This is a genomic window from Pedobacter nutrimenti (assembly GCF_003208655.1).
GTDB lineage: Bacteria > Bacteroidota > Bacteroidia > Sphingobacteriales > Sphingobacteriaceae > Pedobacter > Pedobacter nutrimenti.
The window spans coordinates 433,488-452,397 of the sequence record NZ_QKLU01000004.1; the positions used below are offsets into that span (position 1 = coordinate 433,488).

An 18,910-nucleotide genomic window follows, 5' to 3' on the forward strand; every position below is an offset into this window, starting at 1 on the left:
TGTTTAAAAGGCCTGCTCCCTTAACTGTTCAACTTCTTCCGTTGTTTTTGCCAACGCTTTTCCCAGCAGCTCAGAACCTTTTTCTGTAATCAGAAAATTATCTTCTATGCGGATGCCTGTGAAATTCCGGTAAGCATTCACTTTATCGTAATTTATAAACTCAGAAAATGTAGCCGCCGCTGCCCATTGGTCGATCAGCTCCGGTATAAGGTAAAGGCCTGGTTCTACCGTCAGGACATAGCCTGGTTCCAGCTGTTTGCCCAGGCGCAGGGATTTGAGGCCAAACTCCGTGGTATTTTTGGTCAGCTCATCGGTATAACCCACATAGGCTTCTCCAAGATCTTCCATATCGTGAACATCCAGGCCCATCATGTGCCCGGTACCGCATTGAAAAAACAGGGCATGTGCACCGGCAGCAACCGCATCTTCGATATTTCCTTTCATTAAACCAAGATCCTTTAAGCCCTGCGCCAGGGTTTTGCAGGAGGTATAATGTACATCCAGATACCGGGTACCAGGACCAAGCAGGTTAACAGCCTGATGATACGCTTCCAGAACAATGTTGTACATGTCTTTTTGCTGGGCACTAAATTTTTTGCCAACCGGAAAAGTCCGGGTCAAATCACTGGCGTAGCCCATTGCACTTTCTACTCCCGAATCATTCAGTACCATTTGCCCTTCTTTTAAGGTATTTCCATAATAATGGTTGTGCAAAATTTCCCCTCTAACAGTTAAAATAGCCGGATAAGCCAATTGTCCCCCACTCGCCAATGCCCCTTGCTGTATGGCTGCTGCGAGCTGCCCTTCGGTCATTCCCGGCTTTGCCGTTTGCATCACCATCTGGTGTATGTCTGCCGAAATGGAAGCCGCTTTGTTGATTTCTTTGATCTCCTCTGCCGACTTCACCGACCTTGCGGCCACTACCGCTTTAATAAATGGAACTGAAGCCTGCCCGGCAAGCTGGTCAATCGTTATGTTCAACACCGCACTTAAACGGATTTTGTTTTCTGCCCGGTATGGTGGCAAAAAATGAATTTTACGCCCCAATTTAAGGGCACGCTGCAAATAGGTTTCCAGGGCATCTGCAGGTTGAAGGTCCTCCACTCCGCTTTCCCTGCATTTTTCTTTCAGCGTTTTTTGCCTGCCCATCCATACAATGTCATCCATACTCATCTCATTGCCAAAAACAATGGTTTTCCCTTCCTCCAGATCTATAACAGCGGCAAGATGGGCTTCGTTAATTCCAAAGTAATACAGGAATGAACTGTCCTGTCTGAAGTGGTAGGTATTGTCTTTAAAGTTCATTGGGCTTTCTTCGTTGCCTAAAAAAAGCAGTATACCTTTATCCAAGGCCAATTTCAAAGCGCTGCGCCTGTTGCTGTAAATTTCCTGATCAAACATAAAATATGAATTATGGGGTTAGCTAAACAAAGATATAGAATACCCATATAACTCACTGATATAAGACTAATAAAGTATATAGTTTACGTACCCTTGGGCTAGGGTTGGCGTAGGGTTGCTGTACCCCAGGGGTACAGCAACCCTACGCCAACCGTACAGCAACGGTAGGCCAACCCTAGGGATGTTCAGTACTTTATCAGTGCTTTACCAGTACTTTATCAATGTTTTGTCAATAGAGTACAGCTGTATTTATTCTGCCCTGTCAAACTGGACAAAAACAGCACCCTCGCTGCCCATGGTATGGTACTCCAGTCTGATTTCTCCGGCATCAATTAATCTCTTTACGCGGAAACGGACTTCCTGTTCACTGAGCCCCAGCTGTTTTGATAATTTTTCAATAAGCGCTTGCTCCTGTTCGGGGCTAACTGGATGCACCACAATGTCTGTGTCTTCTGATTCTTTCATCGTCGTATTTCATTAAGTTTAAGGGATCTTGTGATTACTGCTTACCCTGGTTTTCATGGGTGTCTTTACAATAAACGGCCACCAAAAGGGCATCCAATTGTTCGTAAAAGGTAGTCAGGTTTTCCTTTTCAATAACCGAAAGGCTGGCCCAGCTTTCGGAAAAAGCCAGTTTAAAAAGTTGCCAAAGCAGGTTTTGGCTTTCTTCCAGGTGATAGTCTGAAAAGAAAGCGCTGATCAGCTGAGCAGATAAAGGAGTTTGATCGGGCTGGTTTGGGTTTTGGTGGCTTTCCTGCTTCATTTAAAATGTATGTTTTAAATGAGCCCCGGGCGGGATTCTGGAACAAGGCTATCGCTTAAAAAACAATAGCGTTATGGACTCTAAATACCGCCCTACCTGGCTTCTCACGGCCATGAACACGGATTTACAATAGAGCCCACAACGCTATAGTGCATTCAAATGTATGCAAAATATTGTCATGGGCATTAATCTATTGTCTCGGTTCTGTAATTGTGAGAATTTGGTAGGCGAGACTCTTGTTAATACCTCAGTTAAGAAGTGTGTATGTTATTTTTCGTTTTACTTCATTCCTTAGTTTCAAATAATTTTTAACCCCGCTTTATGAAAATCAAAACCACCATTCATTTACGTTTCATGATGATTTTGACTTCATTGGAGCACTTTATTGCTTGAGTTAATCAAACATAGTAAAAACAACTTAAAAGACCAATATTTTCTTAAAAATTAATTTTTGATTTCAATGGAAGAAAATTGAGGAGAAAAACAAGATTTTGGAAAGAAGAAAGGGCTGCTTCTTTGGGGCATTCAGGACTTACTTTAGCGATACAGTTTCTGCATTCCCCCGGATCATAATCTGATTTGCTTTTTGGAGGTTTTCTTTTGATTTGCCGAGTATCTTGATGATGGTAAATTTTGTTTTTGATGCTTTTAAATAGTTGATGTCATCTGAAGTCAGTACTTCTATTCCCAGGATGTAGTTTTTATCAATTTTATAGCTTTCTATGTCATCGGTTAATATGGTATTTTCAAACATATAAAGCGTTGAAACCGGGTCCGAATGCACATAGTCCCTGTTGATTTGGCTCAGCGGAATCAAGTCTATTTTTTTGAGACTTTTGGTGGTGATGAAAATTGTACCATTAGGGTTCCTGAACCTGGGGTCAGCGGCATTCTTTTCAACCTTTACGTCCATGATTTCCTCTGGATTGATCCCCGTTAGTGTATTCAAAGAAACCAGTACGCTGTCTATAAAGTAGGAAGGTTGTTTATCTTTTGGATCAGCGCTTTTATTTTTTGCAAAAGAAACCTTTATGCTGTCGTTAGGGATGGTTTGTTTAGTTGTTAAAATAACAACTGCCTTTGCAGGGGGATTATCTGTTTTTTGCTGCGCAAACACAGATGAGAACAGGATTAAAAACAGGGATGTCAGGATTGTTCTCATGGCCAGATTTTTAGCTTGTTGTATAAATATAGAAAAACCCCGCATGATTTTAGTTATGCGGGGGAGGGGACTAAAATTATGTTTTAAAATGAATGATTACTTTTTCTCAAAACAAGAGTTCCGGGTTTCGATATCCAATATGGCCTTCAAAATCTGATTCTTGTGAATGGTCTCCATTTTCGAGTAGAAGTTCACATTTTTCACAATAAACTAGTCCTCAATTCTAGTCAATTTCGAAAACACATATTTTGCGTTAGAAGGAATCGAAAAGGTTTTAGGAACTTTTATAATTACTTTATCAGGAACGTTTTTTTTAATATCTCCGTGATCAATTGCAAAAATTTCATTCAGATCAACTTTTGCAAAAGAAGGCACTTTATCGCAAATACTAAAAACATATAAAGTGTCGTTATCTTCAGTATTTTTACAAATGTATAAATTTGCATTATATTGATTTCCTAGACAGTTATCCTCATTAGGATAGGTCTTAATAATTCTCACCCCTGTATCAACTCCATTCCCTAAAATAGCTCTTCTTAAATTTGAAATGTAAATTGTCTTTTTTTCAAACTCTGTCTTACTATTATTTTTACAATCAATAGTCACTATGGCAAACAAGACAATAGCTAAACTTTTACATATATTTTTTTGAAAATCTGTCATTGATCAACTGGATAAATATCTCTATTATTTAATTTTCCACTTCTATAAAGTCGGTAAATGCGGTACATCTGATCTCTTGTCGGACCAGTTGGATCAGGTTTTTTTCCTTGAATCATAAAATTATTCGTATCCTTTAAATGATATGTAGGTCCCGGAAAAAACCATATATTATCCATTGCAGGATGTTTAAGTCCTCCCGTATGTCCAATCTCATGCGCAAGAGTTTTTTGATTCCTTCCGCTAATCATATCATCAACATACTTCTCATTGATAGATATGTGCTTTCCATCCGGTGCATAGCCAACAATATTTGATCCGGTTGATTTAAAATCATCATCAGTTCGATCTTTAATTTCAATTAAGGTTTCCTTATATCCAATTGATTGCGCATCATCATAGACATTTATCTCTGCTTTAGCTTCTACAGTAAAACCAAGAGTACCATTTTCTACTTTTTTTTCATTTACATTAAAAATTTTCTCAAACTGTTTCTTAACAGCTTTTGCCAATTCATTAGGTCTACCATTTTTCTTCGATGTATTATCAACAACTGCGGCAGTGAAGAGAATTTGATAATGAGCAATACCATTCTTATCAATCACCATAGTAATGGTCCAGTCCTTACCATTTGGATCATTAAGCAGCACTGGATTATCAGCAGTATAACTATAGGCAGACAAAGGGAAAAACTTTTCGCTCAATGGATCCACCACATTCCATCTTCCAATCAGCGGATCATAAAACCTTGCGCCATAATCCAATTGGCTTAAGCCAAGTTCTCCCTGCTTTTCCTTTCCGTTATATGTATAGTTGTTTTGAGGACTTGGACTAATGTTATTCCCTGGGTTCATTTCCAAACCAAAAGCATAGTAATCCTGTACCTGGACAATCTCTCCATTTTGTTTTATTGTTGCCCGGGTATTACCCAAATGATCCTTCAGCATGTATTCGTAGCTATAAGATGATCCCGGTAAAGCCCTTCCCTCTTCGGTTTGGATAAATTCTATAGCTCCGTTGTTGTATTCTATGCCACCGATATAATCCCGTGTGTTACTGCCATAAATCTTTTTTAGCTTCTGCCCGGTCGCATCATAAACATAGTTCAGGCTTTCTCCTGTACTGCTTTTGGTAATTGTTTTTGGCAGGTTGAGCATGTTATAACTAATATTTATCCCTTTGCGGCTATCCGTTTTCTGATTCCCATTGTCATCATAGGCATAGGTACTGCTTTTGCCATCTATACCTGTATCGCTGACGTCATAAAGCTGGTTGCCTTTTATTCCATTGCTGGTATAATTATAAGAAAAATTGTTCAAATAATTTGCCATGCTGTTTGTCCTTTTCAGGTTCAGGATATTGCCCATTACATCATAACTCATCTCTTCGTTAAACTTTCCTGCAGCACCTGGGGTAACATAATCGGCTTTCAGCAAACGGTTCAGTTTATCATAACTGTAAGCATAATTTTGCACCTGTTCACTTAACCCTAAACCGGCGGGGACTTTGGTTTTCCAGTTGATGGCTCCAATATTTCCGTTAAAACTGCCAGGTGTGTTACCATAAAGAAGCTCCATTCCAAAAACAGTGCTGGCATTTATACTATCCAGTTTATTGATCCTGCTCATCCAGCCTCTTTCATTATAGGCATAGCTGCTGTTCTGAATAAAATTTGTACCTCCTTCACTGTGCAATGATTTTTTAACCAATTGCCCCAGTTCATTATAATCCAATTTACTCAGCACCACTTCTGTGGCCCCGTTAATGGATTCAAAACTTGCCTTTTTTCGGCCCACATGGTCATATTCGTAACGGTTGGCAATTGTCGTTTGATTTGCACCCACATGATGGATACGGTTACTGGCAATCAGTTCTCCCGGAAAATTATAGGCGTTTTCAATTTCATCATAGTTCGCTTCGTTCGCGGTTCCCGAAAGGTAATGTTGTTTATAGATTTTAACCACCCTAGCTTCCTCATCATAATAATTTACGCTGAGCAGCATGTCCCCAGTTCCCAAAACTTTAGTTGCCGAACCGGTAAGCAAACCTTTTGTTTTTGCGCTTGCCCCGCTCATTACATACGCACTGGGAAGTGTAAAACTGTAATCATCATAATAATTCAAGGTATACTGTTCCGCAATACTTTGTGGAAAAGCATCGTTACTCCAGCTTTTGCTGTCTTTGTTCCATTTCTCCCATAAGATACTGGTTGGAGCGTCCACTAAGTTTTGTACTTCTGCCCTGTTTTGTACGTTGTTGTATAAACCGGTCATCGTCACTCGTCCCAGTGCATCATATTTAGTAAACAGCCATTGGCCTGATTTTTTTTGATTCGGATCCTGGCTCAGCACCAACTGGCCCAGTGAATTGTAAACCATATTCTCCCAGTCTTTTTTACCTGGGATTCGTTTTTCGATCAATCTTTTACGGCCATCGTAACGGTACTGGTAACAGAAACTGTTCAAATTGTTCTGATCAGGAATAGCTGTAGCATCCGGATTAACCCCAGGAGGAAGCACGAAACTCAAGTTACCTAAATCATCATAAATATAATAAGTCGACAAGGTTTCAATAGTCCCATCCTTTTGATTGAAAACCCTTTTTAAAATGACGCGACCTTCTTTGTCTTTGTATTCTTCAATAGTTCCTGCTTTACCATCCGCAGCTGTCCAGTTTTCATCTTTACTAATAATTAAATACAATTGGTTCGCCTCATAAAAACCTGTTCCAGTCAGTGTTCTTTGATATCCACCAGCTGCTTCTGCGTTATATAAGCGCACAGCAAAACCATCAGATGCATAAGCAGTACTGCTGTTATTGGACCCATAACTTAATCTAACAGTGTGTCCAGAACCCATTTGCCAGGAAGCTCCTGGTGAACCCTGTTCTTCTGTCCGGTTTAATGGGGAAGCCTCAAAACGGCTTTCTGAAAAAGCTGAATTTTCAATTTTTGTGACGGCTCCAAAAGGGTTACTATAAAAGGCGTTTTGGGCAGTTAAGGCATCCGATTTAAAGTTTCCGTTATTACCAGCAACAGGATAAGGCAGGTATTTTTTATTTTCCCTTCCAAAGGCATCATAAGCAATGGGTTGTACAATATCTTTAAACGTCGGACTGCCTTGTACAGTCACCGACTGTAAAGGTCTTCCTAATCCATCAAAATACTGTATGGTCTGATTCACCTCACAGGTTTTTCTTAAAGAATCGATATTTTGCGGCTTCACGCCCCGAACTTTAAAAATCCTGGTACTGATGTAATTTTGGTTGGCACTGGGATTATTGATTTGGTCCACACAATTCGCAAAACTGACTGCGGTAAAAATGCGCACCGTTTTTCCAACAGGAATGTAAAAGCCATCGGTGAGGGTCACGCTACCTGTAGCCTGAATTACAGATTCATTGTTGTAACTATTTCTGGTGATGTGCTGGGCATTGGCTTTAAGGTAAAAGCCAGATACTACCAACCCTACCACCAGGCTTTTGGATATATTTTTTAACTTATATTTCATGATAAGAACGTTTTAAGGTTTGTAGTGATAGGTTGTGTTTTTGATGATGTTCCCATCTTGATCCTTGACATTTTTCAGGCGCTGGAATTCATCGTACTCATAATAAATAGTCATTCCTTTAGGATCTGTTGAACTTGTAATCCCCACCAGTGGATTGTAGGTATAAGCTGTAATGAAAGCATTTGGCAAAGAAGTTCTTAAAGAAGAAAGAAAGGTCTTTATTTGGATATCGCTTGGATTTGAATTGGAAAATGCTTGAATATTACTGGCGCCCAATACATTTTCTATTGATATATAGTCAGTGTTCTTAATTTCAGCAATCGGAAATTGTCCTCCATAACTCCATAGATAATTTGTTTCAGGACCATTATTTTTTGCTATACTAAGTGGATTACCTTTAACATCGTAAGTACGATAGACCTTTTCAGTTTCAACCGGATCATTATCTTTCTGCTGAACCTCAATCGTTTTTGGCAGAAAAACACCATTAAAAGGTTGATAGTAATTATTTCGAATTAAAGATGTCTGCACTGAGTTCTTCGCTCCAACAGTCTCAATCACCGGACTGATATTATTTTGATTGACCATCCCAAGATATATCCCATTCGGATCCCTGTTCAAAGAGATCATATCATGAGGATAAAATTGTTTCTTTTGTAAAAGTTCACCTTTACTATTATTCGAATTAATTTTTGTTACCTGAAAATGTTGTGGATTATCATATGAATAATCAGTTTGGATAGTTACAGGGTCAGTACCTAAGGTAGTATATGTAATCTCCCTTGAACTTTGTTTATACACGAATCTGCTGGGAATGGTATATTTTGACATCGTATTAGCGTCAGCCACCACTGTAGTAGGAAGTCCCTGTAAACCCAACATTTCAGAAAAAAGTCTGAGTCTAAAAATGATTTTATTATCAATTGCAGGAATATGAACTTGTCCTTCAGGATGTATAGTGTAGGTATTGAAAATTTCTTTTACTTTTTTCCCAGAACTGGAATAGAATTCAGTTCCCTTCTCTAATCCCCTCAAATCATTATAAGAAATTGGATGTCTCATTGATGTTTCAACCCAGGAATAGGAAGTTCCTTGCTGATCAGGAAACTCAGAAAAAGAAGTGTAATTATGTACTATTTTACTTCCGTCACTAAGCTTTTCGGCAACACGTTTATATACTACGGAAGGACCATAAGGTAGTTCTTCAAGCGACTCGGAACTGACAACATAGCCTTTAAGGTTTAGCCATATTGTCTGAAGATCTCTAAAATATGTTGGAAAACCTGAAAGCACACCACTTGAGTAAATTGGGTTCTGAGCTTTATATTCATATTCTTTCTTAACAATATCTTTTCCATCAAAATTTTCAACTGATTTTATCCTAAGACCACCCCCTATTGAAAAATAGGGATTAGAGGTAATTTTTTTTCGAAGCCTTAATGATCCTGCTGCAGTCTGAACATCGGAATTACCATTATTGAGCAGTTCATTTGTTCTGAAAATACTGGCTAAAGTATGTGTACCCTTTGGTAAAGTATAGGTCAAAGACTCAGATCCTGAAGGAAGCCATTGCCGGTTAGGACCAATATTAATTGCAGATCTTTTACTCTGTACAACTGTCGGTTCGTCTAATTTGATTTCAATAGTATTTGGATCTACATCAAAGCTTCCTGATTCATAAAAAAAGCTGTACTCCGTCCATTCGTAATTAGCTTCTATTGGGCCACTCTGCTGTTCACTATAGTCATTCGGTTCAAACTCAAACTTAGTATAACCTCCGGTTGGGTAATGAATTTTTTCAAGCATTTCTGCCTTCATAAACCTTGGATGTGCAGTCCTGTTGGCCGTTCCGATGAAATCATTGAGCTTAGGAACAAAAGTAATAGGCACTCTGCCATAATCATTGTTAGCTGCATTGTAATATCCCCAATGGTCTATATCATTGGAATTGTAAAGATCATTGGACACAAAAACGGCAGAAGATGTTGGCAGTAAATCAGAATTATACTCAAATCGGTAAACCTTTTTTTGTCCACCAGAAAAAGAAGATTCTTTAATAGAATCAATCTTTAATCTACCAATGTTTTCAATATAGTGAAAATCCCATTTTTTAATAGGTATCTCACTTTTATCGTATAAGGTAATATTATCCAACTTTTTTTCTTCTGCCGTGAGACTAGCGTAGGGTGCTGGCTTATAAGAAAAATCAGTTCTTATTGACTTTGGAAATTTCAATTTTCCATTTGAAAAAACAATTTCATCAAGATAAGTTACCTGATCTATGATTAGAGAAGGAACTCTCCCCTCTTCTGCTACCTGTCCTATACCAGAGTTTAAAAAGGTAACCTTATCATACGATCTTTCCCGAAACCGATATTTTGCTTCTGGCAATGTATACTTAAATGTAATTACATCACCTGTTAAATTTTCTATTTTCGTCAAATACCAGGATGAAACATGGTTTTCAGAATTTTCAGGAAACGTGAGCCCACTTAACCCCCATTCTTTATGATCAAAGCGATATTTTGTTCCATCCAGAGTTGTAACAACGAAAGCATCAAAAAAAGCAAGTACGTCATTCGTAGGTATAACTTCAATTTTCAATTTTTCCGCACTTTCAACCCTCGGAATTCCATGATTATCAAAATGGAATTTTCCAGTATGCCCAGCAAAATTAAACAGAAAGATATCTGGTTCTAAATCATGTCTCCTATAAATTGTTTCATAACAATAATTAGGATCAGGTTCAGATAAAGCAAGTTGGGCATTAAATACATTCTTATCATAGTAATAACCAAAAAACTGAAGATCATCAGGCAAATTTTTCACTATTCTGGTAATTACCCCCCCAGCATTTAAACTCCAGCCTAATCCAACCCACCCGGGGATATCAGAAGGTTTATTACCACTTCCATTATATGATAATGAAATTGGTAAGGATAGTTTTCCACTGTTTATTTCTAAAAGCGGAACATCAATATTGATCTGTCCTGAATAAAGACTGACAGGATACTCTCCGTACTTACCTAAACTGGCAGCAGTTGGTGAAGGAAAAGTGACATTACTTTTGTCATTCGGAAAAGTTACCCCTTGCGAAAAGGACGTGCTAATGGCCACCACCATCAGTCCAAATAAAATGATTAATTTTTTATGCATATGGATTTTTTTTAAAAAAACTTAACTATCAGATTTTATGCAGCTTATAAAGCTCGCATCTAAATATAGAAGCCTTCAGTGCGACCAAACTGCACTCTGATTTTTTTTAAAAAAAAATTATTCACATTAAAAAAAGCTAACAGTCAAACACTTAAACCAACCTAAACAACAGAAATGTGCATAACTTGAATTTTCAATTAAAATCGGGCAGTCAAAAATTCGTCTTAAAAACTATTAACTCATCAAATCCCTATAAATCTGAAATTCAATGAATTTTTTCTTTTCATATCTATACTGTTCATTAGATTTTAGATAATTACCTCAAAATCATTTTTTCATTTTAAGCAGCATCTCCCTGGTCTGTTTATTATCGGCTTTTACCTGTTCGAGTTCTTTATCCTTTTGGATCAAATACAAAGTCAGTTCCTCAATCTTTTTCAGCAGCTTCGCATTCATCTCCCCTAAATCGACCCCATTGTTTTTCACTTCCTGGGCAGAAGGAATACCCGGCAAATGCCCTTTTTCCTGGATGTGTTTTTCGGTTTCTTTTAAAGAAGGGAGGGCATAATCTTTTGCAAAAACATAGTCCGGCCAGTTGGCAGTTTCGACTTTAATTTCCTGGGCGCGGATTTTTCCATTGACGGCAAGTTTATAACCTTTGGTATCCGGTGTACCTACGCCTACATCGCCTGCAAAATAATTGGGTGTAACAACCCCATTAAAATAAGCGGTTCCGCTTCTTGACATACCATCGGAATTTACATAAGGGTCTTTTGTTGTTTTATAGCTGTGCGCCGGACCGTTCTCTTCCTGAAAAGGCAAAGGATTGGCAACTCCATCGTAAACAACAGGAGCATTCGCATAAAGGGATTTGTAATAATAAGTTGTCCCTCCTCCCCTAAGCCAAATGATAATACTTCCGCTTCCACTTCTAATCGTAGCGTCTCTCCAACCAGCAATAAAATTCCTGTTGCGATCATTGGGTGTGTTTTCCAAATTATTCACCTGGGTAACATCAGCATTCAAAAAACCGGCCCCATTTCCCCAGGCATAGGTATGGTAACTAAATTTAGCAATTACAGTCCCTCTCCAATCACCATTTACATGAGTAGAAGACCTCCCAATTTCCAGAACTGAAGCTGTATTACTGCTCCAGCCACCATCGGTCCAGAGGGTCGGATAAAATTTATCCAGATCACCTCCAACAGTAATACTCCCCGCATTTTGCGCCCGGACTTTCAGGCAGGCAAAAAGCAACAGGACCATGATTAATTTTTTCATTCTATTTCTTTTTTAGCTGTTTTTTTAACTGTTTAATTTCCTTTTCCTGCCGGATCAGGTGCAGGGTCAGTTCCTCTACTTTTTGCAGCAACTGGGTTTGAAGTTCACTGATGCCAACCCCTTCTTTTTGCATTTCTGCTGCCGTACTGATTCCTGGTAAATGTTTGTGCTGCCGGACAAAACTTTCTATTTCCGATAAGGGTTTCAGCTGATAATTTGGTTCGAAAACAAAGTCTGCCCCAGAAGTATTTACTACAATTTCGTTGGCCCTGACTTTTCCATTAATGTCCAGTTTATAAGCGGGGTTGCTTTGGCTCTCTTTGCCAATAAGCACATTTCCACCATTGTGCCCCATCACAATTTTACCGCTTTCACCATAGTATATGGACATCATCTCTTGCCCGCCTCCCCCCTGGTTGTTGTGTGTCATAAAAGAAAATGCTTTACCATTTGCCCCCTGCACCGTTTGCCATGCCCGGCTCATAAAAGTCATGGTCGAATAATCGTTGGTTTCAAAATAAGAGGCTTTAAATGCTTTTCCATCGGGAATCCTCAAGCCGCCATCATTAGACACAAAAACTTCATTTCCAAGGATTAAACCTCCGGAAAAATCGCCACCAAAGTTTAACGCCAAGGTATTTCCAGGCCCATGCACCATAGCTCTACCTCCGGAACCTCTTCCGGCATATTGGAAAATAACGTCGGCAGCACCATTATAAAAAAACTTGTTTCCATTGGAGCCGGCCATAAAGGCGCCGTTGACTTCCAAGGGATATTGGGGATTCGCTGTCCCTATACCAACATTTCCACTAGCAGGGAAAACATTCGTTTGAGAAAAGGCAAATTTGGTCATTGCCAGTATAGCTACAGTTGCTATGGTTTTCTTTAAGGCGATCGTGGTCATTTTTTTAATTTTAGTTGGAGTTGCTTAATTTCTTGTTGCTGTTCAAGTAGCCTTGCAGAGAATTTCTTATCCTGTTCAATAAGATGTAAAGTCAGTTCCTCAATCTTTTTCAGCAGTTTCGCATTCATCTCCCCCAAATCGACTCCATTGTTTTTCACTTCCTCGGCAGAAGGAATACCCGGCAAATGCCCATTTTCCTGGATGTGTTTTTCAGTTTCTTTTAAAGATGGAAGAATGTAGTCTTTGGCAAATACATAGTCAGGCCAGTTGGCAGTTTCGACTTTTATTTCACGGGCACGGATGTTTCCGTTGACAGATAATTTTTCACGGGGAGTGGTTGTACCAATCCCTACATTTCCACTTACAGCGTTCTTTCCTGAAGCAAGTATGAGATCTCCGTTTGATTTAAAGCTTAAAGGGGCGAGATAACCATTAGGCCTTACAGCATAAAACTCCAAAGATGATTCCCCGGTTGGATTATCAGTAAAGAACCCATCTTTACGATGACTTATGACCCAGGTATGAGGAGACCTGATAATGGAAGATCTATTGTTAATTGAAAATTGGATATCAGTATAAGCCTCAGAACCACCATCACTAAAAATTGTAATACCACGACGTGATGCTCCTGCGTTGAGCTCTAGTAAATCGGAAGGGTTTGTTGTTCCGATGCCAACATTTCCACTTGCTGGCAAGGTATTTTGCGCCGAGCAATAAGAGCCAAGAATTAAAATCTGAAACAGAATAATTAATGTTTTTTTCATATTAATTTGCATGAGGTTTTGAAACTATTTTTAATGAATTGACTTCTGTTTGCATCGCCTTCAGCATTTTATTTTGCTCTATAAGGTGTAAGGTCAGTTCCTCAATCTTTTTCAGCAGCCTGGCATTCATCTCCCCTAAATCGACTCCATTAGTTTTCACTTCCTCGGCAGATGGAATACCCGGCAAATGTCCCTTTTCCTGGATGTGTTTTTCGGTTTCTTTTAAAGAAGGGAGTGCATAGTCTTTGGCAAAAACATAATCCGGCCAGTTCGCAGTTTCGACTTTGATTTCACGGGCACGGATGTTTCCGTTGACAGATAGTTTTTCTTTGGGTACTGCTGTACCAATTCCGACATTACCAAGAGGGTCAATACGCATGCGTTCCGTATTGTCAAAGGTGTTAAAGGCGATGTATCCCCCCTGTATGGCCCCTCCTCTAAAAAAGTTTATTGAACTGTTCACCTGACCGTAGAAATTATGTTCAAGTGCGAAACTTTTACCACCAACTTCATTGGTATTAAAGCCCCTTACACCCAGAAATGTTCCGGTTCCTGAAGCATCACCTTCACTTAATCTTCCCAACACAGTTCCTAAAGCGCCATTTGGAATATAGGCCCCTACATCCAATACAGCTCTTGGATTTGTTGTTCCGATGCCAACATTTCCACTTGCGGGCAAGGTATTTTGCGCCGAGCAATAAAAGCCAAGAATTAAAATCTGAAATACGAGGATCAATGATTTTTTCATATTAGTTTGCATGAGATTTTGAAGCTATTTTTAATGAATTGATTTCTGTTTGTTGGGCCTGGAGCATTTTATTTTGCTCTATAAGGTGTAAGGTGAGTTCTTCAATCTTTTTCAGCAGTTTCGCGTTCATCTCCCCTATATTGACCCCATTGTTTTTCACTTCCTCCGCAGAAGGAATTCCTGGCAAATGCCCTTTTTCCTGGATGTGTTTTTCGGTTTCTTTTAAAGAAGGGAGTACGTAGTCTTTGGCAAAAACATAATCCGGCCAGTTGGCAGTTTCGACTTTGATTTCCTGCGCCCGGACTTTTCCTTTTACCTGAAGCTTATAATCTGTATTTACCGTCTCTGTGCCAATATTCAGGCCCCCGGTAATGTTCATTTGTGTGACATCATGGGTTTCAATAAGGTTTGCAGTAAAGTCTTCAATATTGCTGATTAAGTCCTGGTTGATGGGCTGGCCACGGAACATATAATTGACACATAAAAGGCTTTCTCCTGTAGAATTGGCCCAACCAGCAAACTGAAAACTCCAATTGTAATGAGCATCGGAATAGGAGGGTTCCAGTGCCAGATATTTTTTTCCCTGAAAAACACAGGTCTTTAATTTCCAGGGCTGTTCCATGGAAACAGACTGAACTCCTCCAAATATTCTATTGTAGGCAGAGGTTGTATTGACCTGGGCGACATCCATACGGCTACCGGCTACTTCATTTCCTCTAAAGGCAGTAATGGTACCCACAGTATTATTAAAACCTAATAATGTTCCGTTATAAATTTCATGAAGGAGAACCAAAGACCTGGTATAATCTCCTGGTCCAATTCCCAAATCCTTTACCTTATAGCCTGAAGGCCCGGATACTGTTTGAGCATGAAGTCTGCTTATGCCCAACAACAGTACAACAAAGTTTAATAAGATGATGAACGCTTTTTTCATTTGCCATAGATTTTTATGGCACTAATGTATAAGCCTTCAGTGCGGCCAAACTGCACTGGGTTATTTTGTTAAAAAAAGTTTTCCACAGCTCATAAATAAAATTCAAGCAATTGAAAAACAGTATTTTAAAAAATAAAAACACAACAAAAACGCCATTACATAGAGGTAAGAAACAAGGGAAATTCTGCACCCTGATATTTTGGCGTACCCGGTTTTACGTCAGATTTTCAAAATCTGGGCAGAAAATCAGAACTAGTTATTATCCTAAGGTCAATAGCATATTTAAAATTAAAAATGTGCAGATCCCTCGTCGCTGCGCTTCCGTCGGGATGACGGGATTAGTTCCCACCGGAATGCCGTAAATTTTAATGGAACAACAATTTAAAAATAGTTCACCAGTATCTGGAATAATTGACCTTGATTGGGGGTATTGAATAATACCATATGTCAGAACTACAACAAAAAATCAAACAGAACAAAGTTTTCGATAAAATCTTTAAAGAAAACATGCAGGCCAACCTGCCCGGAATTATTGAACATGTTTTGCTGCTCCGTATTACCTGGAGTGAAGAACTCAAAGATGATGTCCAGCATACCCAAGAAAGGAAATTTAAAATCTGGAAATATAGTATTATAGTATCAGCAAACGAATTCTTCAATATTGAAAAGGACCTTGTTTACATTATGAAAAAAGACAAAGGATATTTTGATGGGTTTATGGATGGGAATCACAAAAAAGCTTTAGACATTGCCTTGGAGATGAAAAAAGATGGAATGCCTTTAGATATGATCGCCAAATTTACAGGTCTTTACCCCTCGGAAATTGAAAGCTTAGAAATGTAGGATATGGTATCAGTAGAAATAAGGAAGATGGCCGTCATCTCGAAATGAGGAACGATGGAGAGATCTGTAAGCTCAATATGCAGATCCCTCGTCGCTGTGCTTCCCTCGGGATGACAAGTGTTTCATTTCACTAGGGATGACGGGAGTATTCGTCTACCTAGGACAATAATTTTCTCTATAGGATAGTATTTACATAAAAAGCCTAATCACGATTTACGCTACAGGTTACTTATTTTCTACTGTATCCCGACTTTACCAGGAAGGCTAAATTTTAATTGCTGCATCAGCAGGCTGCTGAGCAGCTCGCCTGATTCCTGTTCTGTACTGATCAGGTCGGCCAGGCTGATCTGGTCCAACAACTGGTCTACAGAAAGTTGGATCAGCTGCCACAAGGAACGAATGGAACAATCTATGGAATTGGTACACAATTTTAATGCACCCGGATAGTCTTTGCAAAAGCTTTCATTAAAAAGCGAGCCGCCCAAAACCTTAAGGACTTCATTGACATTGACCGCAGCAGCGGGTTTGGCCAATACATAACCGCCTTTATTTCCTGGTGTACTGTTGATATACCCTGCAATGCGCAGCATGCGAGTTAACTTTGCCGCATAGGCTGCAGAAAGGCCTTCGGTTTCACTTATTGCTGCAATACTTACCCCGCTCTCTCCCGACCTTGCAATCCGGAGCAGTATCCTCAATCCATATTCTTCCTGTGCAGTAATTTTCATAATTAATTATTTCTTTTCAGCGGTTATGAAACTTCTAAACATCATTTCATCACCTTCATTTTTTTACATCATTCCCAGTTCAAACCTGGCGGTCTCGGACATCATATCTTTATTCCAGGCAGGCTCCCAGGTGACAATTACAGTAACTTCATTTACCCCTTCAATGGCTTTTACTTTTTCTTCTACTTCAAGCGGAATACTTTGCGCTGCAGGGCATCCCGGAGCGGTCAGGGTCATAACAATCTGTACATTGTTCAGCGGTGGCAAAATCTCTGTTTCATAGATCAGGCCCAGCTCATAAATACTTACCGGAATTTCCGGATCGTAAATGGTCTGCAGACAATCAATAACCTTTTGTTTTAATTCTTCTTTGTCCATAGCGGTTTCTTTTAATCCTGTTTGCCCTGGGCACTGTTTAAGGCCTGGTAGGCAATGGCATAATTTTTCATTTGTTTGATCATGGCCAACAGTCCGTTGGAACGGGTCTGGGCCAAATGGGCAAACATACCGATTTCCCGGATAAAGTCCAGTTTAGCGGCTATAATTTCCTCCGGACGGTGTCCGGAAAGCACCTGGATGAGCATACTGATCAATCCTTTAACAATCACCGCATCACTGTCGGCTTTAAAAAACAGGCGGCCTTCTGTAGAGCTGGCCACCAGCCAAACGGTCGACTGGCAACCCTTGATTTTATTTTCTTCGAGTTTATATTCGTCTTCCAACAGGGGTAATTTTTTACCCAAATCAATGATGTACTCGTACTTATCCTCCCAGTTGTCAAAAAGGGAAAAATCTTCAATGATTTCCTGCTCCGTTTGCAATATACTTTTCTCACTCATCAGGATAACATTTTTATGGTTTTATGAAGTCCCGCCACCAGCACATCTATTTCTTCCTGCTGGTTGTACAGGGCAAAGGAAGCCCTTACCGTACCGGGAATGCCAAAACGTTTCATTAAAGGTTGTGTACAATGGTGCCCGGTCCGCACGGCAATTCCAAGGTTATCGAGTAAAATACCGATATCCTGTGGATGTATGCCTTTGATGTTAAAGGAAACCAGGCTAACTTTTTCTTTGGCCTGCCCCACAATTTCCAGACCGGGAATGGCACTCAGCTCTGCTGTAGCATAGGCCAGCAATGCTTCTTCGTGTTTCCGGATCTTTTCTTTACCGATTCCGGATATAAAATCCAGTGCCGCTTTTAAGGCTATGGTATCAGCAATATTAGGGGTTCCGGCTTCATATTTATAAGGCAACTCGTTATAGGTGGTGCGTTCAAAGCTCACTTCTTTAATCATTTCTCCGCCTCCCTGAAATACAGGCATTGCTTCCAGCAATTCTTTTTTGCCATACAATACCCCCACACCGGTTGGCCCATATACTTTATGGCCCGAAAAAGCAAAAAAGTCGCAGTCCATTTGCTGCACGTCGATGTCCAGGTGCACGGCCGACTGCGCCCCATCGATCAGCACTTTTGCCCCAACCTGATGGGCAGCTTCGATCATTTCTTTAACCGGGTTTACCGTTCCCAGCGCATTGGAAACCTGTACCAGGGCAACCAGTTTGGTTTTTTCGCTCAGCAGGGCTTTATACTCCTGTACCGAAAGTTCCCCTTTGTCACTTACCGGAATGATTTTTAAAACAGCTGATTTTTCGGCACAAAGAATTTGCCATGGGACAATATTGGAATGGTGTTCCATGCCCGAGATGATAATTTCGTCACCCGCCTGGATGTTTTGCCTGCCCCAGGTATAAGCCACCAGGTTAATGGCTTCTGTAGTGCCCCTGGTAAAAATAACTTCCTCGACCGATGCAGCGCCTATAAAATCCTGTACTGCGTAACGGGTGGCCTCATAAGCTGCCGTTGCTTCTTCTGCCAGGGTATGAATGCCCCGGTGGATATTGGCATTGTAATGGCTGTAATAATGGGAAAGGGCTTCTATCACCGCCAGAGGCTTTTGTGAGGTTGCGGCATTGTCCAGGTACACCAGCGGCTTGTCTTTCACCAGTCTGTCCAGTATCGGAAATTGAAGTCTTACATCTTTCATGATCGTTTGT

General features: G+C 39.9%; 17 protein-coding genes. 1 reads left to right on the plus strand and 16 read right to left on the minus strand.

Features of this window, described 5'->3' with window-relative positions:
- Nucleotides 1–3 precede the first annotated feature (3 nt).
- The 12 genes from B0O44_RS13435 to B0O44_RS13490 form a co-directional block, all read right to left on the minus strand.
- Entirely contained in the window at nt 4–1,401 is a 1,398-nt protein-coding gene (locus tag B0O44_RS13435) for an aminopeptidase P family protein (RefSeq protein ID WP_110831360.1), read from the minus strand.
- Nucleotides 1,402–1,650: 249 nt separating this feature from the next.
- Nucleotides 1,651–1,866, minus strand: a complete 216-nt coding sequence (locus B0O44_RS13440) for an Lrp/AsnC family transcriptional regulator (RefSeq protein ID WP_110831362.1) — start codon at nt 1,864–1,866, stop codon at nt 1,651–1,653.
- A 34-nt stretch (nt 1,867–1,900) separates the two neighbouring features.
- Nucleotides 1,901–2,164 (minus strand): hypothetical protein, encoded by a 264-nt coding sequence (locus tag B0O44_RS13445; protein ID WP_110831364.1) that lies wholly within the window; start codon nt 2,162–2,164, stop codon nt 1,901–1,903.
- 532 nt (nt 2,165–2,696) lie between these two features.
- On the minus strand, nt 2,697–3,326 hold the full coding sequence (locus tag B0O44_RS13450; protein WP_146229832.1) for a hypothetical protein: 630 nt from the start codon (nt 3,324–3,326) through the stop codon (nt 2,697–2,699).
- A gap of 210 nt (nt 3,327–3,536) precedes the next feature.
- Nucleotides 3,537–3,989: a hypothetical protein gene (locus B0O44_RS13455; protein ID WP_110831368.1), complete on the minus strand. Its 453-nt coding sequence runs from the start codon at nt 3,987–3,989 to the stop codon at nt 3,537–3,539.
- Nucleotides 3,986–7,495 carry a DUF6443 domain-containing protein gene (locus tag B0O44_RS13460; protein ID WP_110831370.1) on the minus strand — a complete coding sequence of 1,170 codons (3,510 nt, stop codon included), beginning with the start codon at nt 7,493–7,495 and terminating at the stop codon, nt 3,986–3,988. The genes B0O44_RS13455 and B0O44_RS13460 overlap by 4 nt, the downstream gene beginning before the upstream one ends.
- A gap of 12 nt (nt 7,496–7,507) precedes the next feature.
- Nucleotides 7,508–10,651 carry a hypothetical protein gene (locus B0O44_RS13465; RefSeq protein WP_110831372.1) on the minus strand — a complete coding sequence of 1,048 codons (3,144 nt, stop codon included), beginning with the start codon at nt 10,649–10,651 and terminating at the stop codon, nt 7,508–7,510.
- Nucleotides 10,652–10,978: 327 nt separating this feature from the next.
- Nucleotides 10,979–11,932: a hypothetical protein gene (locus B0O44_RS13470; protein WP_110831374.1), complete on the minus strand. Its 954-nt coding sequence runs from the start codon at nt 11,930–11,932 to the stop codon at nt 10,979–10,981.
- Between the two features lies 1 nt (nt 11,933).
- Nucleotides 11,934–12,836: a hypothetical protein gene (locus B0O44_RS13475; RefSeq protein WP_110831376.1), complete on the minus strand. Its 903-nt coding sequence runs from the start codon at nt 12,834–12,836 to the stop codon at nt 11,934–11,936.
- Nucleotides 12,833–13,600: a hypothetical protein gene (locus B0O44_RS13480; RefSeq protein ID WP_146229833.1), complete on the minus strand. Its 768-nt coding sequence runs from the start codon at nt 13,598–13,600 to the stop codon at nt 12,833–12,835. Before B0O44_RS13480 ends, B0O44_RS13475 begins: the two co-directional genes overlap by 4 nt.
- A gap of 1 nt (nt 13,601) precedes the next feature.
- Nucleotides 13,602–14,348, minus strand: coding sequence for a hypothetical protein (locus B0O44_RS13485; protein WP_110831381.1), 747 nt, complete (start codon nt 14,346–14,348; stop codon nt 13,602–13,604).
- Between the two features lies 1 nt (nt 14,349).
- Complete coding sequence (locus B0O44_RS13490; protein WP_110831383.1) at nt 14,350–15,282, minus strand: hypothetical protein; 933 nt, start codon at nt 15,280–15,282, stop codon at nt 14,350–14,352.
- Nucleotides 15,283–15,726: 444 nt separating this feature from the next.
- On the opposite strand from B0O44_RS13490, the gene B0O44_RS13495 reads away from it, so the two are divergent.
- On the plus strand, nt 15,727–16,125 hold the full coding sequence (locus tag B0O44_RS13495) for a hypothetical protein (protein WP_110831386.1): 399 nt from the start codon (nt 15,727–15,729) through the stop codon (nt 16,123–16,125).
- Between the two features lie 236 nt (nt 16,126–16,361).
- Here B0O44_RS13495 and B0O44_RS13500 read toward each other — a convergent pair whose 3' ends face one another.
- The 4 genes from B0O44_RS13500 to B0O44_RS13515 form a co-directional block, all read right to left on the minus strand.
- Nucleotides 16,362–16,853, minus strand: coding sequence for an RrF2 family transcriptional regulator (locus B0O44_RS13500; protein WP_110831388.1), 492 nt, complete (start codon nt 16,851–16,853; stop codon nt 16,362–16,364).
- A 63-nt stretch (nt 16,854–16,916) separates the two neighbouring features.
- Entirely contained in the window at nt 16,917–17,231 is a 315-nt protein-coding gene (locus B0O44_RS13505; RefSeq protein WP_110831390.1) for an iron-sulfur cluster assembly protein, read from the minus strand.
- A gap of 11 nt (nt 17,232–17,242) precedes the next feature.
- A complete protein-coding gene (locus B0O44_RS13510; protein ID WP_110831392.1) occupies nt 17,243–17,692 on the minus strand; it encodes a SufE family protein in 450 nt (149 codons plus the stop codon).
- Complete coding sequence (locus tag B0O44_RS13515; protein WP_110831394.1) at nt 17,692–18,900, minus strand: cysteine desulfurase; 1,209 nt, start codon at nt 18,898–18,900, stop codon at nt 17,692–17,694. The genes B0O44_RS13510 and B0O44_RS13515 overlap by 1 nt, the downstream gene beginning before the upstream one ends.
- Nucleotides 18,901–18,910 lie beyond the last annotated feature (10 nt).

Excerpts from the sequence above, each read along its gene's own strand:
- B0O44_RS13435 (WP_110831360.1), bottom strand. The coding sequence starts at position 1,401 with ATGTTTGATCAGGAAATTTACAGCAACAGGCGCAGCGCTTTGAAATTG.
- B0O44_RS13440 (WP_110831362.1), bottom strand. The coding sequence starts at position 1,866 with ATGAAAGAATCAGAAGACACAGACATTGTGGTGCATCCAGTTAGCCCC.
- B0O44_RS13445 (WP_110831364.1), bottom strand. The coding sequence starts at position 2,164 with ATGAAGCAGGAAAGCCACCAAAACCCAAACCAGCCCGATCAAACTCCT.
- B0O44_RS13450 (WP_146229832.1), bottom strand. The coding sequence starts at position 3,326 with ATGAGAACAATCCTGACATCCCTGTTTTTAATCCTGTTCTCATCTGTG.
- B0O44_RS13455 (WP_110831368.1), bottom strand. The coding sequence starts at position 3,989 with ATGACAGATTTTCAAAAAAATATATGTAAAAGTTTAGCTATTGTCTTG.
- B0O44_RS13460 (WP_110831370.1), bottom strand. The coding sequence starts at position 7,495 with ATGAAATATAAGTTAAAAAATATATCCAAAAGCCTGGTGGTAGGGTTG.
- B0O44_RS13465 (WP_110831372.1), bottom strand. The coding sequence starts at position 10,651 with ATGCATAAAAAATTAATCATTTTATTTGGACTGATGGTGGTGGCCATT.
- B0O44_RS13470 (WP_110831374.1), bottom strand. The coding sequence starts at position 11,932 with ATGAAAAAATTAATCATGGTCCTGTTGCTTTTTGCCTGCCTGAAAGTC.
- B0O44_RS13475 (WP_110831376.1), bottom strand. The coding sequence starts at position 12,836 with ATGACCACGATCGCCTTAAAGAAAACCATAGCAACTGTAGCTATACTG.
- B0O44_RS13480 (WP_146229833.1), bottom strand. The coding sequence starts at position 13,600 with ATGAAAAAAACATTAATTATTCTGTTTCAGATTTTAATTCTTGGCTCT.
- B0O44_RS13485 (WP_110831381.1), bottom strand. The coding sequence starts at position 14,348 with ATGAAAAAATCATTGATCCTCGTATTTCAGATTTTAATTCTTGGCTTT.
- B0O44_RS13490 (WP_110831383.1), bottom strand. The coding sequence starts at position 15,282 with ATGAAAAAAGCGTTCATCATCTTATTAAACTTTGTTGTACTGTTGTTG.
- B0O44_RS13495 (WP_110831386.1), top strand. The coding sequence starts at position 15,727 with ATGTCAGAACTACAACAAAAAATCAAACAGAACAAAGTTTTCGATAAA.
- B0O44_RS13500 (WP_110831388.1), bottom strand. The coding sequence starts at position 16,853 with ATGAAAATTACTGCACAGGAAGAATATGGATTGAGGATACTGCTCCGG.
- B0O44_RS13505 (WP_110831390.1), bottom strand. The coding sequence starts at position 17,231 with ATGGACAAAGAAGAATTAAAACAAAAGGTTATTGATTGTCTGCAGACC.
- B0O44_RS13510 (WP_110831392.1), bottom strand. The coding sequence starts at position 17,692 with ATGAGTGAGAAAAGTATATTGCAAACGGAGCAGGAAATCATTGAAGAT.
- B0O44_RS13515 (WP_110831394.1), bottom strand. The coding sequence starts at position 18,900 with ATGAAAGATGTAAGACTTCAATTTCCGATACTGGACAGACTGGTGAAA.